Source organism: Bartonella sp. A1379B (genome assembly GCF_002022485.1).
In the GTDB taxonomy this organism is placed as follows: domain Bacteria; phylum Pseudomonadota; class Alphaproteobacteria; order Rhizobiales; family Rhizobiaceae; genus Bartonella; species Bartonella rochalimae.
This window is the reverse complement of record NZ_CP019780.1, coordinates 681,070-697,632: the sequence shown is the minus strand read 5'-3', so window position 1 is coordinate 697,632 and position 16,563 is coordinate 681,070. Positions and strand designations below refer to the sequence as shown.

The window sequence follows — 16,563 nt, the reverse complement described above, 5'->3', positions numbered from 1 at the left end:
AATCTGCATTTTTTTATGTACAACTATTAATTCCATTCCATTGTATATTAAACTAATTTACTGTATATTAAATTTAAGTTTTTACCAATTAAAGAATATACAAAAAATATTCTAAATCAAATACTCATTTTATATATTTATAGAACTTTTTCAACGCATTTCTGTTAGTGCTTTTACTCCAATAATTGTGAGCCCTGATGATAAAATATTAATAATAGCTTGAATTAATCCAAGTCTGGCTAGTGATAATTCTTTATTATCAGGTTTAATAAAACGTAAATTAGGATTGTCATTGCCCTTATTCCAATGTCCATGGAAGTTTGATGCAAGGTCATAAAGATAAAACGCTAATCGATGTGGTTCTTTGTAAATGACGGCTTGTTCAATGATCCGTGGATATTCGGTGAGTTTGCGTATTAACAATATTTCATTCTCATCGACTAATTGGTCAAGATGCGCAATCATTGTACTGTTTGAAGGATTTTCAGTACGGAAGACTTCTTGCGCTTGACGAAAGACTGAATGACAACGTGCATGTGCATATTGTACATAAAAAACCGGGTTATCTTTCGATTGTTCTGTTACTTTTGCGAAATCAAAATCAAGAGGTGCTTCGCATTTACGATAAAGCATCATAAAACGAACTGGGTCACGGCCAACTTCTTCTACAACATCACGAAGAGTAACAAAGGATCCAGCTCTTTTGGACATGCGTACGGGTTGACCATCGCGAAAAAGTTTCACTAACTGACACAAGAGAACAGTTAGTTTGGCTTTATTTCCAGAAATTGCTTTTGCTACAGCTTCTAATCGCTTTACATAACCAGTGTGATCAGCGCCTAGAATGTAAATCATTTCATCAAAGTGGCGATTAAATTTATCACGAAAATAAGCAACGTCAGTTGCAAAATAAGTATAAGAATTATCTGATTTAATTAGAGCACGATCTTGGTCGTCACCAATGTCAGTTGAACGAAATAAGGTCTGTTCGCGTGGTTCCCAATCCTCTACGTTTTTCCCTTTTGGTGGTGGCAGTATACCCTTATAGATATAACCACTTAAAGTAAGATCAGTAATAGTACTACGGATGGCTTGCGCGTTATTTTCGTAAAGCGTGCGTTCCGAGAAAAAGACATCATGATAAATATTAAGAGCGGCTAGATCTTTGCGAATCATTGCCATCATTGCATCAATTGCGTGTTCCTGTATTGTAGATAAAGCTTCTTCTTGATCTATAATTAATAATTTGTCACCAAATTTTTTAGCAAGAGATTGCCCCAATGGTATGAGATATTCACCTGGATAAAGCCCTTCTGGAATTTCACTGATTGTTTGTCCAAGTGCTTCACGATAACGCAACATTACAGAACGGGCGAGTACTTTTATTTGTTCACCAGCATCATTGATGTAATATTCTTTAGTAACTTCATAACCAGCAAACTGAAGCAAATTAGCAAGAACATCTCCAATAACAGCACCCCGGCAATGCCCAACATGCATAGGCCCGGTTGGATTTGCAGAAACATATTCGATATTGATTTTTTTTCCTTGTCCTATTTCAATTTGACCATAGGATATTCCTTTTTCAATCATTAACTTTAAGGCATTTTGCCAAAATGATTGTTTAAATTTTATATTAATAAATCCAGGACCGGCTATATCGATGTAATCAATGTCGCTAACAGATTGATCACTATTGAGGAGCTTTATAATTTTTTCAGCAAGAGCACGTGGATTTAGTCCAACAGATTTAGCAAGTACCATAGCAGCATTTGTTGATAAATCGCCATGTAAAGCATCACGTGGAGGGTCAGCAACGATTTTTGATAAATCTAAGATTTCACCATTTTTTCCTTTTATATCAGATAATTCGATTAATTTTTTAATTTTATTTTCGAAATTCTTAAAAACATTCATGTTCAAATTCCATGTTGTATTCGAAATAGTGAATCGAAATCATCTGTATGCTTAAATAACCGATGGTATTCACGCAAAGCATAATGATCGGTCATACCTGATAAAAAATCAGCAATAAGCCGCGCTAACTCTTGATCGGTTAAATTAGTTATTTTAATGTACCAATTTTCAGGCAATAAGTTTGGATTTTCATAATAACAGTTGAATAATTTTTGTACAATAGATTTCGCTATGTTGCGACGTACAAGAACTTTATTGTGATAATAAAGATTTTGAAAGAGAAAATCCTTTAATTGCTTTTCTTGAGTAGCCATTCTTGGAGAAAAGGTAATAATAGTTTGTTTCGCTTGATAAACATCATTTGTGCTCTTTGGTTTGATAAAAGATAAATTTCTTTGTGATTGTTCGATTACATCTTCAACCATGATTGTTATTTGTCGACGTACTAATTCATATCCACGTCGAGTTTGGTCAAGTTTAGGATATTTTTTTTCGATATCTTTTAATAATGAAGCAGTCAAGGAAACTTGCTCGAACTGATCAATTGTTAAAAAGTGCGAACGTAGACCATCATCGATATCATGAGCGTTGTAAGCAATATCATCAGCAACTGCTGCGCATTGCGCTTCTAGTCCAGCATAGCAATTAAGCTCAAGATTGTGTTGTGCGTTATAGTGTAAAATATCGATAGAAACATTTTTATTGTTAGAATGAGGACCTAAAAGAGGACCATTATGTTTCACAAGTCCTTCAAGTGTTTCCCAGGTAAGGTTTAATCCGCCAAAATCTGCATAACGCTGTTCTAGTTTTGTAACAATCCGTAGTGTTTGTGCGTTATGATCAAAACCTCCATAAGGTGCCATTGCTTCATTCAGAGCATCTTCTCCTGCATGGCCAAAAGGTGTATGCCCAAAATCATGCACAAGGGCAATTGCTTCTGCGAGATCTTCATCAAGATTTAGTGCACGGGCTAATGTACGTGCAATTTGAGAAACTTCGATTGAATGGGTCAAACGTGTCCGATAATGATCACTTTCATCAGCAATAAAAACTTGAGTTTTATGCTTAAGACGTCGAAATGCATTGGAGTGAATAATACGATCACGATCACGTTGAAAAGGTGTACGTATCGTACTTTCTGCCTCATAAAATAGTCTGCCACGGCTTTTTTGAGGATTCGTGCTATATACCGCTCGAGATTGATAATTGTAATTGATATTGTTTATATCCATTGCAAGTTATCCGTTCTCACCTTAAATTTAGAATCATTTATTATTAACAAAATTCTATGTATTTTGGATACTCTTTCTTTACAATTGAGTTCACTAATTCAAGGATCTAGTAGCGTATGAGTGTAAATATTTCAGATATTGCTGCCAAACAAATTGCACAGATACTTGCAGAGCAACCTGGAAAAACAGCTTTACGTATTTCTGTTGAAGGGGGAGGATGTTCTGGCTTTTCTTATAAGTATGATTTGGTCTCTGAAATTAAAGAAGATGATTTTGTTATTAAAAAAGATGGAGCGGTTGTATTTATTGATTCAATATCTTTTCCTTTCATGGAGGGAGCTGAAATTGATTTTGTCGATGATCTTATGGGGCAATCTTTTCAAATTCATAATCCTAACGCTACTTCATCATGTGGTTGTGGTGTGAGCTTTTCAATTTAGAATAATTACTTTTCTATATTACTCCTTGAAAAGATTACCAATTTGATCAACAATGTGAAAATGGAAATTTTTATAAAAAAATCATACCAGATTTTGTGGTTGATAATAACATTTATCTTGTTGACTTGCAGTAATGTCACCTTTTCTGAAGAAGGAGAATTTCAAAGGAATCAAGGAGAAGAATTAGTTACTTCTATTATGGATTCTCATGATCATGAAGAGGGTGATTCATACTCGCAGCTTATATTACACGCTCAACTAACAAATAAGAGTGAAAATATTATGAGCGGATTAGTGTGGCGTGTTTATGCGCCTATTTTGGGAAGCGACAATAAATTGCCATTGGTTGCAACTTATGAAGGTGGTTCCGCACGTTTTGATTTAAAACCAGGGAGCTATCTTGTTCATGTTTCATTTGGTCATGCAAGTGTTGTGCAACGTGTAAGTTTAGAGAATAGACAACACCTTGTTAAAAATTTTAATCTTGATGCGGGTGGTATTATTTTAAATAGCACATTATTTAATGGCATAATCAATGAAAAAGAATTGCGTTTTACTATATATGAGGATGAAAGAGAAAATGATGATACGGGTGTAATCTTAGCAAATGTTAAACCACAATCGATGGTGCGTTTAAAAGCTGGTCATTATCGTGTTGTTTCTCATTATGGTTCAGTTAATGCCATTATACGTTCAGATATTCAGGTAGAAGCTGGTAAAATTACTGAAGTAACCCTTGAACATCAAGCTGCTCAAATTATTTTAAAGTTAGTACGTCAAGAGGGAGGAGAAGCACTGGCAGATACAAGCTGGTCTATCACTAATGACTCTGGTGATATTATTTATGAAACAGTTGGTGCTTATGTTTTGCTTGTTTTAGTAGAGGGTGATTATATTGCTATTGCTAAAAATAAAGACAAAATTTATCGAAAGGTTTTTTCGGTAGTTTCTGGTCAAGATAAAGATGTAAATGTTATAGCAAATTCGCAAAATGTACAGCAATTTGATGAATCAATGGAGTGATTCATTATCTTGGATGTTAATTGTACTTGGATGTTAATTGTAATTGTTAAAGGGGATATTTAAAGTTTTGGTTATAGAATTTTCAACATTAAGTGTTTTTTTTGCTGGTGCATTATCTTTTTTATCACCATGTGTTTTGCCATTAGTTCCTCCTTATTTGTGCTATATGGCAGGTGTTAGCATTGACGATTTTCGATCAGAAAAACAAGATAGAAGAGCATCTGTACGCTTAGTACTTTTGTCTTCTGTTATTGCTTTTGTTTTTGGGTTTACAACTGTTTTTGTTCTCTTGGGTGCAAGTGCAAGTACACTTGGCAAATTCATCGGTTACTATCGTGATTGGTTTGCTATTGCATCTGGAATTATCATTATTATTTTTGGTTTAAATTTTTTAGGGCTTTTCAAGATTGGTTTATTATTGCGTGAAGCGCGCTTTCAAACACGAAAAACGCCTGCTGGACCTTTAGGAGCTTATATTATTGGGTTAGCTTTTGCATTTGGTTGGACACCATGTATTGGTCCAATTTTAGGGCCTATTATAACGCTTGCAGGAACGAAAGAAACCGTAAGTGAAGGCGCTATGCTTTTGGGTGTTTATGCATTGGGTCTTGGAGTACCTTTTCTGTTAGCAGCTTTGTTTTCAAGTAGCTTCATGGGATTTTTAGGGGCTTTTCGTGTTCATTTAGGAAAAGTTGAAAAAATTATAGGTATTTTTCTGATTATTACAGGTATTTTATTTTTGACAGGTTCTATGCAAAATTTATCTTTTTGGCTTTTAGAAAATTATCCTTCGTTAGGTAATATTGAAACGATTAGTTGGCATGATATTATAAATTTATTTGGATTTTTTCGTTAATTATATGTGCTTTTATGGTTAGAAGTTGTCTTTCTATTGTTCTCGCAGCAGGTGAAGGGACGCGTATGAAATCGTCTCTTCCTAAGGTCCTCCATAAAGTGGCTGGGTTACCACTTGTGTGTCACGTGATAAGACAAATAGAATTATTAAATTCTTCACAATTAGCAGTGGTTGTAGGGGTTGGTGCAGAAGATGTTACTAAAACTGTACAATCATTTGTAAAAAATGCGATGATTTTTGAGCAAAAAGAGCGACTAGGTACTGCTCATGCAGTTTTATCTGCACGAATTGCTTTGGAAAAAGAAGTGGATGATGTTCTCATTGTTTTTGGAGATACTCCTTTAATTGAGCAAAATACATTGGTCAAAATTCGTGAACAACTTTCTAAGGGAGCAGATGTTGTTGTCACTGGTTTTTATACTTCTAATCCAACAGGTTATGGTCGTCTTTTCAATAAAGATGGTAAGATTATTGCGATTGTAGAAGAACAAGATGCAAGCGATGAAGAGAAAAAAATCTCTTTTTGTAATGGTGGAATAATGGCCATTAAGGGAAAGTATGCTCTTTCTCTTCTAGATAAAGTTAATAATAACAATTTGAAAGGAGAATATTATCTAACAGATATTGTTTCTATTGCAGCTTGTGAGGGGTTAAACATTCAGGTTGTGGAAGTGCCTTTTGATAATGTTGTAGGAATTAATAATTGTTTTGAGCTTTTTGAGGTTGATGTTTTATGGCAAAAACGTAAAGCGCGCGATCTCATGTTATCTGGTGTTCGAATATTAAAGCCAGAAAGTGTTTATTTTTCTTATGATACAGAAGTTGAATCAGATGTTGTGATTGAACCAAATGTTTATTTCGGATCAGGAGTAAAAGTGCAATCTGGTGCAGTTATTCACGCATTTAGTTATCTAGAAGGTGTTGTGATTGGTATGGATGCAGAGATTGGACCTTATGCGCGTTTGCGACCAGGAACAGAGTTAGAACGATCGGTTAAGATTGGAAATTTTTGTGAAATTAAGCAAGCAAAAATAGGAGAGTGTTCCAAGATTAACCATTTGAGTTATATCGGGGATGCAGAAATTGGGAAGCATACTAATATTGGAGCTGGTACAATTACTTGTAATTATGATGGTTTTAACAAACATAAAATTGTGATTGGAGACAATGCTTTTATTGGTTCTAATTCAGCACTTGTTTCTCCTTTGATCATAGGGGAAGGAGCCTATATCGCTTCAGGAAGTGTTATCACTGAAAATGTTCCCGCTGACAGTATGGCTTTGGGGCGTGCACGGCAGATTATAAAAGAGGATCGTGCAGAAAAATTACGTGAGCGTTTATCAGCAAATAAAAAAAAGAGTTAATTGTTTTTATTTATTTCTCAGTTTTAATAGTGATCTAATAATTATGGAGACACTTGTTCTTATTTATGACCATGCCATATCAATTTATATAATTTATAGGCTGTTTAGATTTAGAATGTAGATCGTTTGATTTTTTATAATGTTTATTATCAATTTGGGGTGTAAATTGGAGCTTTTTAATGTGTGGAATTATTGGAATTCTTGGAAATAAATCTGTTGCATCCCATTTGATTGATGGCTTGAAGCGTCTTGAGTATAGAGGATATGACTCATCTGGTTTAGCGACAGTGCATAATGGGCGTCTTCATCGTGTTCGAGCTGAAGGTAAATTAGTTCATTTAGAAGAAAAATTAGGAAAAAAACCTCTGGAAGGTAATTTAGGAATTGGTCATACTCGCTGGGCTACGCATGGGATTGCTGTAGAACGAAATGCTCATCCTCATATGACTGAGAGACTTGCAGTTGTTCATAATGGCATTATTGAAAATTTTGTAGAACTACAAAAGGAACTCGTTGAGGACGGTTATACCTTCGAAACAGAAACGGATACGGAGGTTATTGCTCATTTGATTACACGCGAATTGAAAAATGGTCTTTCTCCACAAGAAGCAACGTACACAGGCTGGAAAAAACTCCAGGGTGCTTTTGCTTTTTCTCTTATTTTTGAAGGTGAAGACAATCTTATGATTGCTGTTCGCTCTGGACCACCATTAGTGATTGGTTATGGTAAAGATGCGTTTTTTGTGGGGTCTGATGCGATTGCTTTAGCGCCATTTACAAATCGTATAAGCTATCTGGAAGATGGAGATTATGCAGTTATCAAACGTGAAGGAATAAAAATTTACAATACGGATAATCGGCAAGTAGAGCGCCCTATTACGACTTTATTTGAAGGGTCTTTGCTCGTTTCTAAAGGTCGTCATCGTCATTTTATGCGTAAAGAAATGTTTGAACAGCCTGAAGTTATTTCACATAATTTGACGCACTATCTTGATTTTAGACAAGGTATTCTGCTTGAAAGTTTGATCGATTGGAGCAAGATTAATCGAGTATTATTCGCTAGTTGTGGGACAGCTTACTATTCAACTTTAGTTGCGCGTTACTGGTTTGAAAATTTTGCTGCTTTAAGTATCGATAATGATGTAGCTTCTGAATTCCGTTATCGTGAACCACCGATAACATCTGATGTGTTATCGGTATTTGTTTCCCAGTCTGGTGAAACGGCTGATACTTTAGCGTCTTTACGCTACTGCCGAAATCTTGGTGTAAAAACAGCAACAGTTGTGAATGTTATGCAATCAACGATGGCAAGAGAAGCTGATTTTGTTTTACCAACCTTCGCAGGACCAGAAATTGGTGTTGCTTCGACAAAAGCTTTTACTTGTCAATTATCCACTCTTGCTGCAATGGCACTTAGTGCAGCTAAACAGCGTGGATATCTTTCAAAAACAACAGAACAGCAATTGGTTCAGCAATTAGCAGAAGTTCCTAGGATTTTAAATGAAGTTTTAAAGCTGGATGAAAAAATTGAACAATTATGTCGTAGTTTAGTAAATGCAAAAGGTGTACTCTATCTTGGGCGAGGCACTTCTTATCCAATTGCTTTAGAGGGAGCGCTCAAACTGAAAGAACTTTCTTATATTCATGCTGAAGGTTATGCTGCTGGTGAATTAAAACATGGGCCGATTGCGCTGATTGATGAAAAAATACCAGTTATTGTTGTAGCCCCTTATGATAGATGGTTTGGAAAAACATTCTCTAATATGCAAGAGGTTGCTGCGCGTAATGGCCATATTATTTTGATAACGGATAAAAGAGGAGAAGCAGCAGCAACTCATTTTTCTTCCTTATCGACTATTATTTTACCAGATGTTCCAGAGTTTATTGCTCCTATTATTTATGCTTTGCCTGTTCAGTTAATTGCTTATCATACAGCTGTTTTGTTGGGGACAGATGTTGATCAACCACGTAATTTAGCAAAATCAGTGACCGTTGAGTAAAAAATGATTTATTTTTTAAGAATTATAGAAATGATAAATCAGTATCTGCAACTGATATATAAAAACATTTTATTTTATCAAAATGACTTTTAAATATATCATCAACAATGACCAGAGTGTTTTAATAAGCTTTTTGATCTTTACAGGAGGATATGCTCTCTTTTTGAAGTGGGTGAAAATCTTGTTTAACAGTTGATTTTTTGTTGGTTGTGTTGATAAAATTATTAAAAAACTAACCTGCACGTAATAGCTGAAGAGCATCATCGCGTCCAAAAAGATAAAGAAGTAAGCGCACAGCATATCCCTGTTCTGAAGAAAGATTAGGATCGCGTTGTAATAATAAATTCGCATTCTTTTTTGCTATAAATAAAAGATTACGATGGACTGCAAGGTTTGCTATATAGAATTCAGGCATACCAGATTGTCGTGTTCCTAATAATTCGCCTTCACCTCGTAGACGCAAATCTTCTTCAGCAATTGTAAAACCATCTTCTGTATTTCGCATGATATTGAGACGTGCTTCAGCTGTTTTGGTGAGAGGGCCCTTATAGAGTAAAATACAGGAGGATTTTTTATTTCCTCGTCCAACACGTCCACGTAATTGGTGTAGTTGTGCAAGACCAAAATGCTCCGCATGCTCGATAACAATAATTGAAGCATCAGGAATATCAACTCCTACTTCAATGACTGTAGTTGCAACTAAAATGCATATATTAGCATTTTTAAAGGATGCCATTACGGTTTCTTTTTCATCAGTAGACATTTTTCCATGTATCATACCGACACGAGTTCCAAACCGTTTTTGTAAGCTCGCAAAGCGATTTTCAATAGAAGTAAGCTGAAGAGTTTTGGATTCTTCCACAAGAGGACAGATCCAATAAATTTTTTCTTCTTTTTGTACTGCAGTAGCAATTCGTTCTATAAGTTCATTTATCCGTTCTGAAGGAATTGTTGCAGTTGTGATAGGATTCCGCCCAATTGGTTTATCTGTAATTTTTGATGCGTCCATATCACCATAAGATGTTAGTATCAACGTACGTGGAATAGGAGTTGCTGTCATAACAAGCATGTCAGGCTTATTGCCTTTTGCAGTAAGGGTAAGACGTTGGTGTACACCAAAACGATGTTGTTCATCAATAATAGCCAGAGCAAGGTTATTATAAGTGACATGCTCCTGTATCAAAGCATGGGTACCGATAATGATAGAAGCTTCTCCTGATAAAATAGTATCAAGAATTTTTGCGCGCACTTTTCCTTTTTCTCGCCCAGTTAATAGGGCTGTTTGTAAACCGATTTTTTCAGCAAGGGGAGCGATTGTAGCAAAATGTTGTCGAGCAAGAACTTCTGTTGGAACCATTAAGGCTGATTGCCCTGAATTTTCAGCAATTTGAGCTATTGCCATCAGTGCAACTACGGTTTTTCCTGTTCCCACATCACCTTGAAGAAGCCTTAACATGGGTTCAGGTGAAGCTAAATCATTTTCGATATCTTTAATTGCTTTTATTTGTCCATTTGTAAGCTGAAAGGGTAGGATTTCAAGTAGTTTTTTAGTATAAGCACCTGTAGGTGGGCGAGAAGTACCTGAAAGTGATTTAGTCTCTAGGCGTACAAGGCCAAGAGCTATTTGATTAGCAAAAAATTCATCATAAGCAAGACGCTTACGCGCTGTACTTTCTAGGGTAAGATCATCAGGATTGATAGGGTCGTGAATGCGGCGTAAAGAAACAGCAAAAGAAGAAAAGTTATGCTCCTTTTTTATACTTTCTTCTATCCATTCTGGCAAAGAAGGAATAAAATCAAGGGCTTTTTTCGTTGCTCGTCTTAGTGTCTTTGTGGAAAGCCCTGCAGTAGAGGGATAAATCGGTTCAATAAATGGCATCTGATCGAGTTGTTCATAAAAAAGTATATGATCAGGGTGAATCATTGAAAGCTGCCCTTTAAACCGTTCTACTTTACCTGATACGATTACTTTTTTCCCTTTTGGCAATTGCTTCTCTAGCCAAGAGCGTTGGGCGTGAAAAAATATTAAATTTATTGTACCTGTTCGATCATAACCAATGACACGATAAGGTGCTCGACTGTGATTCGTTGGTGGTATATGTTGATCGATAATAATTTCAAGAGTAACAATATCTCCTTCTTGTGCGAAAGAAATATTGGGTTGTTTTCTGCGGTCTATAACAGAATGAGGCATCAATCGAAGAAGATCAATAAGAGTAGGTTCGCGTTGCACAAGATTAATATTTAAAACTTTAGCAAATAAAGAACATATTTTTGTATTAACTCCAGCGAGGGTGTTAATAGAGGTAAAAAGGGGATTCAGAAGGCTTGGACGCATACGAAAATTTAGCTCTCTTTGTTTTTTTCTAGTATTTAGAAAGAACTTTTTGAAGATAAATCACTCAGTATATAAAAATAGTTGCATTATTGTTTTCTTAAGATGTGGGTTATGGAATTAAATAGTCCGATAATGAAGAAAATAAGAACATGATAAAAAGATAATCAACATTAATCATTTTATATGCTACTCTATTTTATTTATATATTTTTTTATTGTGGCTATAGCTATTTGTTTGATGGTCATTTATCGATATCAATGAAATTAGTATGTCTTTTGGATATTCTAGAGTGCTAGGATTGTGGCTTTGGTGTAAGTCAAAGATCGTTTACAAAAATAAAAATTGCAATTTGGTATCTATTTTAATGGGAAATAGTGCAAGTGTCAGGAAAAAAAAGAAAAACATCCGATAATAAAAACTCTCTCCCTCGCTTTATTCACTTGAGGGTACACTCAGCTTATTCACTTCTTGAAGGTGCTTTAAAAGTCAAACAAATCATTCAGCACGCCATTTCTGATCGTATGCCTGCCATAGCTATTACGGATACAAATAATTTATTTGGTGCTTTAGAGTTTTCACAATACTGTTTTTCTGATGGTATTCAACCTATTATTGGTTGTCAGCTTGCTATTGATTTTGGTGATGAAAATTGTAATTCACCTTTAACTAAATTGCATCATTCTTCTGATTATTCTTCCATTGTATTATTTGCTGCGAGTGAAACAGGTTATTCGCATTTGGTTCGGCTTGTTAGTCGTGCATATCTTGATAAGAATGATACGGATCTTCCGCATATTAAAGCTGATTTTCTCTTAAGACACCATGAAGGAATTATTGCTTTAACTGGTGGACCAGGAGGGCCTATTAATTCGGCTTTAACTGAAGATAAAAAAGAACGAGCTATTGAGCGTTTAACTTATTTGAAGAAAATTTTTGGTGATCGTCTTTATGTTGAATTACAACGGCATGGTTCTTATGATCGGAAAGTGGAAGAAGCGCTTATTGAACTAGCTTACACCTATGAGATTCCTCTTGTTGCTACTAATGAGGCATTTTTTCTCAATAAAGAAGGATATGCTGCTCATGATGCGCTCATGGCTGTTGCGGAAGGGCAAGTTGTTTCTAATCCAAATCGTAAACGTGTGACATCAGATCATTATTTAAAGTCACAAGATGAAATGGTTTCACTGTTTTCTGATCTTCCGGAGGCTTTGGAAAATAGTGTTGAAATTGCTTTACGCTGTCATGCTTATGCACCAATTAGAAAACCGATTTTGCCTGGTTTTATAGAGCGATCTACAGATACATCCTCTGTTTTAGAAGCAGAAGCTAAGGAATTATTAGATCAAGCCAAAGCCGGTTTAAAAATGCGTCTTGAGACAATTGGTTTAGCAGAAGGCTATACAATTGCAGATTATGAGCAGCGGCTTAATTATGAAATTTCAGTTATTACGCGGATGCAATTCTCTGGTTATTTTCTCATTGTTTCGGATTTTATCAAATGGGCAAAAGCTCATGATATTCCTGTCGGTCCAGGGCGTGGTTCTGGTGCTGGGTCCCTTGTTGCCTATGCACTAACGATCACTGATGTTGATCCTTTACGTTTTTCTCTTTTATTTGAACGTTTTCTTAATCCAGATCGTGTTTCTATGCCAGATTTTGATATCGATTTTTGTCAAGAACGACGCGAAGAGGTTATTCGTTATGTTCAGCAAAAATATGGCTGCGATCAAGTCGCTCAGATTATTACATTCGGTAAATTGCAAGCACGTGCAGTATTGCGTGATGTTGGTCGTGTTTTAGAGGTACCTTATCGTCTGGTAGACTATCTGACAAAATTAGTTCCTGCTACTCCTGGTAGTAATATTGAGTTAGCACAAGCTATTATAGATGAACCAAAATTTGAAGAAGAAAAGAAAAAGGACCCTGTTATTGGGCGTATGTTAGATATAGCACTTCAGCTAGAAGGACTCTATCGTCATGCCTCTACTCATGCTGCAGGGATTGTTATTGGTGATCGTCCATTATCAGAGCTTGTACCGATGTATCGTGATCCACGCTCTGATATGCCTGTAACTCAATTTAATATGAAATATGTTGAACAATCTGGATTGGTAAAATTTGATTTTTTAGGTTTAAAAACGCTTACTGTTTTAAAGATGGCTGTTGATTTTGTCGCACGAAAAGGCACGAAGGTAGATTTATCGCATATTCCCCTTAATGATGAAGCAACTTATGCTATGATGTCACGTGGTGAAACAGTTGGCGTGTTTCAAGTTGAAAGTGCTGGTATGCGTAAAGCACTTATTGGTATGAGGCCAGATTGTATTGAAGATATTATTGCTCTTGTAGCGCTTTATCGTCCTGGTCCGATGGAGAATATTTCGACATATAATATACGCAAACATAAAGAAGAAGAAATTACCTCTATTCATCCTAAAATAGACCATTTAGTTAAAGAAACGCAAGGTGTTATTGTTTATCAAGAACAAGTGATGCAGATTGCTCAGGAGCTTGCTGGCTACTCACTCGGAGAAGCAGATTTATTGCGTAGAGCTATGGGTAAAAAAATTCATAAAGAAATGCAAGAACAACGTGCACGCTTTGTAAGTGGGGCCGTTGATGGTGGCCTTGATAAGGAGCAGGCTAATGTAATCTTTGATCTTTTAGCAAAATTTGCGGATTACGGTTTTAATAAGTCGCATGCTACCGCTTATGCGATTGTTTCTTATCATACAGCTTATATGAAAGCACACCATCCTGTAGAGTTTTTGGCTGCATCTATGACATATGATATGACAAATACAGATAAGCTCAATGATTTTCGACGTGAGGCATTAAGATTAGGAATTGAGGTTATTGCGCCCTGTGTGCAAACATCACGCCGCATTTTTGAAGTTGGTGAGAATTGTATTTATTATTCCCTTTCTGCTGTTAAAGGGGTGGGAGATATGGTCGTTGATCATATCGTGGCTTGTCGTGGAGACAAGCCTTTTAGGGATTTAGAAGATTTTTGTGAACGTATTGATCCTCGTATTGTGAATAAGCGCGCTATGGAGAGTTTGATTTACGCTGGCGCCTTTGATTGTTTTAATGTTGCTCGTGAAGTTCTACTAGCAAGCCTGGTAACTCTTAACGCACGTGCTCTTCGTATTCTTGATAATAATTCTAGTGGGCAAGTTGATATATTTGAGATGGTAGGTGGGTTAAAAGAGCCTTTGATTTTATCTCAAGCATCTCCTTGGTCTGTTGCTGAGAAACTTCATTATGAATTTCAGGTAATAGGTTTTTATTTTTCTGCTCATCCTTTGAGTGAGTATCAAGATGTTCTTATTAAAAAACGTGTTCAGACTTGGAACAATTTTGCTGCTTCAGTTAAAGGGGGAGCTACTGCTGCCCGGCTTGCTGGAACTGTTGTAGCAAAACAAATTCGTAAAACAAAATCTGGTAAGAAAATGGGAGTGATTCAGTTTTCTGATACGAGTGGGCAATATGAAGCAGTTATATTTTCTGAAGGACTTTCTGTATACGGAGATATGCTGGAGCCTGGAAAATCTTTTATCATTACAGTTGTTGCGGAGGATCGCTCTGAAGGAATTAGTTTGCGTATTGAAACAATTCAGTCCTTAGAAGAACAAGCACTGCAATGTCATAAAATGATGCGCATTTTCCTAAAAACAATAGATATGCTACCACAAATTGAGCAGAATTTGAATTCTGAAGGCAAAGGAGAGGTAGCACTTGTACTAATTCAAGAGGACGGACTTCGAGAAGTTGAGATAGCTCTTCCAGAAAGGTATAAAGTGAATGCCCATGTAGTCAATGCTATAAAAGTTCTTTCTGGTGTAGTTGATGTCGAGTTAAGCTAAAGTTTATAGGATAAAGATTATTTTTTTAAGCAAGTAGTATTATATTTCTTTAGTGTTATGAAAATTATATTTTAAGTCAGCTTGAAAGATTAAAGTAAATTAGTATTAGCAAATTGACATTTGCAAAATAAACGCTTTATTTGCTTTACAAATTGTATTATTAACGTTTAAAATTTTTTTATATTTACAATGAAAATAGAATTGTAATTTTGGTTGTTTAAGGCAATGAGACTATAATTTTTATAAATTTTCTACTCAATGCTTTTTAATATTATTTTTTGTCAAGTCCATGGCGTCATAAGAGTATAGCCAATCAAGGCGAGACATAATATTTTCTGGTGTATGAATTTTCATAAAGAAATTACGTGCAATTGCTATCGGCCCAGTTACATGATAGACAAATCTATTAAAATCTCCACGTTTTTTTACAGCAGTAATACGTGGTTTGCGTATTTTTTCATAAAGTGCAGTGGCTTCAGCGAGTGAGAGATTATCCAGAGAGAGTACTTCTGCTAATGTGGCGGCATCCTCTATTGCCATAGCAGCACCTTGTGCTGCGAAGGGTAAAAATGCATGCGCACAATCACCTACAAAGACTTGCTGTTGTAAACCTAAAAAACGATTATGATTCATTTGAAATAATGGCCAATAGCTCCACTCATCAATGTGATTAAAAATTTGCAGAATTTTTGGATTCCAATCATTAAAAAGAGATTTGAGTTTCTCTTTATTTCCTGTTTGCTTCCATCTTTTTCCTGGATTTTCTCCATGAGTGATGGCTACGAAATTGAATGTTTTTATTGACTCAATAGGATAGGCAACAAGGTGATTTTTAGGTCCCATCCAAGCAGTAATTGTTTTTATATTTTGTAATAAAGAACAAAATTTTGGAGAAAGACTCTCAAATGATTTTGTTGCTCGCCATGCGATGAAGTTAGTGAAACTAGCTTTTTCATGAAAGGGGGAAAACTGTCGCAATGTTGACCAAACACCATCACATCCAATGAGAAGTGGTGTTGAATAAAATTGATATCGTTGTATTCCAGTTTTTTCTTCTATTGTGATTGTTTTTATTTTAATATTATCCCCTGTAGATTGGGTAGATGATATGATGCTTTCTCCCATTTTGTATTTAATAAGAGGGTTCTTAATAACAGCATTATATAAAACGTTCTGTAAATCAGCTCGATGAATTGTAATATAAGGAGATTTCCAGCGCTTTTCAGATAAGTTAATAAGGTCTGCATGTAAATGCGTTTTCAAAGATATACCATCTTTTAATTCAAGAAAACGCGGTTTAATACCTAATTTAATAAGTGTATTAAGCATTCCCCAACGGTCAAGAATGCGTGTTGCATTTGGAGTAAGTTGAATACCAGAACCAATACTATCAAGCTGCTTCCGCTTCTCAATAATAGTACTTGCAATTCCTTTATGAGCAAGTGCTAAAGCAGAGCTTAATCCCGCAATGCCTGCTCCAATGATAATTAGAGATTGATCTTTTAGCTGTTTCATATCAAAGA

General features: G+C 35.7%; 10 protein-coding genes. 6 read left to right on the top strand and 4 right to left on the bottom strand.

The annotated features are described in order from the left end of the window. Positions 1–150: 150 nt before the first annotated feature. The gene (argS, locus tag BA1379B_RS03025; RefSeq protein WP_078673786.1) at positions 151–1,917 is read right to left on the bottom strand and encodes an arginine--tRNA ligase; all 1,767 of its coding nucleotides are present in this window, start codon (positions 1,915–1,917) and stop codon (positions 151–153) included. 2 nt (positions 1,918–1,919) lie between these two features. Further along, the gene (locus BA1379B_RS03020) at positions 1,920–3,149 is read right to left on the bottom strand and encodes a deoxyguanosinetriphosphate triphosphohydrolase (protein WP_078692369.1); all 1,230 of its coding nucleotides are present in this window, start codon (positions 3,147–3,149) and stop codon (positions 1,920–1,922) included. A gap of 116 nt (positions 3,150–3,265) precedes the next feature. Between BA1379B_RS03020 and erpA the strand changes: the two genes are divergently transcribed. The 5 genes from erpA to glmS all read left to right on the top strand — a co-directional run bounded on the left by erpA (position 3,266) and on the right by glmS (position 8,832). Further along, positions 3,266–3,589, top strand: coding sequence for an iron-sulfur cluster insertion protein ErpA (gene erpA, locus BA1379B_RS03015; protein WP_078673784.1), 324 nt, complete (start codon positions 3,266–3,268; stop codon positions 3,587–3,589). A gap of 60 nt (positions 3,590–3,649) precedes the next feature. Further along, positions 3,650–4,612 (top strand): hypothetical protein, encoded by a 963-nt coding sequence (locus BA1379B_RS03010; protein WP_078692368.1) that lies wholly within the window; start codon positions 3,650–3,652, stop codon positions 4,610–4,612. Positions 4,613–4,679: 67 nt separating this feature from the next. Further along, positions 4,680–5,468, top strand: coding sequence for a cytochrome c biogenesis CcdA family protein (locus BA1379B_RS03005; protein ID WP_078673782.1), 789 nt, complete (start codon positions 4,680–4,682; stop codon positions 5,466–5,468). Between the two features lie 14 nt (positions 5,469–5,482). Then, positions 5,483–6,832, top strand: a complete 1,350-nt coding sequence (gene glmU, locus BA1379B_RS03000; protein ID WP_078673781.1) for a bifunctional UDP-N-acetylglucosamine diphosphorylase/glucosamine-1-phosphate N-acetyltransferase GlmU — start codon at positions 5,483–5,485, stop codon at positions 6,830–6,832. A gap of 179 nt (positions 6,833–7,011) precedes the next feature. Further along, positions 7,012–8,832, top strand: coding sequence for a glutamine--fructose-6-phosphate transaminase (isomerizing) (gene glmS / locus BA1379B_RS02995; protein ID WP_078673780.1), 1,821 nt, complete (start codon positions 7,012–7,014; stop codon positions 8,830–8,832). 232 nt (positions 8,833–9,064) lie between these two features. Here glmS and recG read toward each other — a convergent pair whose 3' ends face one another. Next, positions 9,065–11,170 carry an ATP-dependent DNA helicase RecG gene (gene recG / locus BA1379B_RS02990; RefSeq protein ID WP_078692367.1) on the bottom strand — a complete coding sequence of 702 codons (2,106 nt, stop codon included), beginning with the start codon at positions 11,168–11,170 and terminating at the stop codon, positions 9,065–9,067. Between the two features lie 381 nt (positions 11,171–11,551). Between recG and dnaE the strand changes: the two genes are divergently transcribed. After that, positions 11,552–15,040 (top strand): DNA polymerase III subunit alpha, encoded by a 3,489-nt coding sequence (gene dnaE / locus BA1379B_RS02985; RefSeq protein WP_078692546.1) that lies wholly within the window; start codon positions 11,552–11,554, stop codon positions 15,038–15,040. A 255-nt stretch (positions 15,041–15,295) separates the two neighbouring features. Here the strand turns inward: dnaE and BA1379B_RS02980 are convergent, their stop codons facing one another. Further along, positions 15,296–16,555, bottom strand: a complete 1,260-nt coding sequence (locus BA1379B_RS02980; RefSeq protein ID WP_078692366.1) for an FAD-binding protein — start codon at positions 16,553–16,555, stop codon at positions 15,296–15,298. Positions 16,556–16,563: the final 8 nt, after the last annotated feature.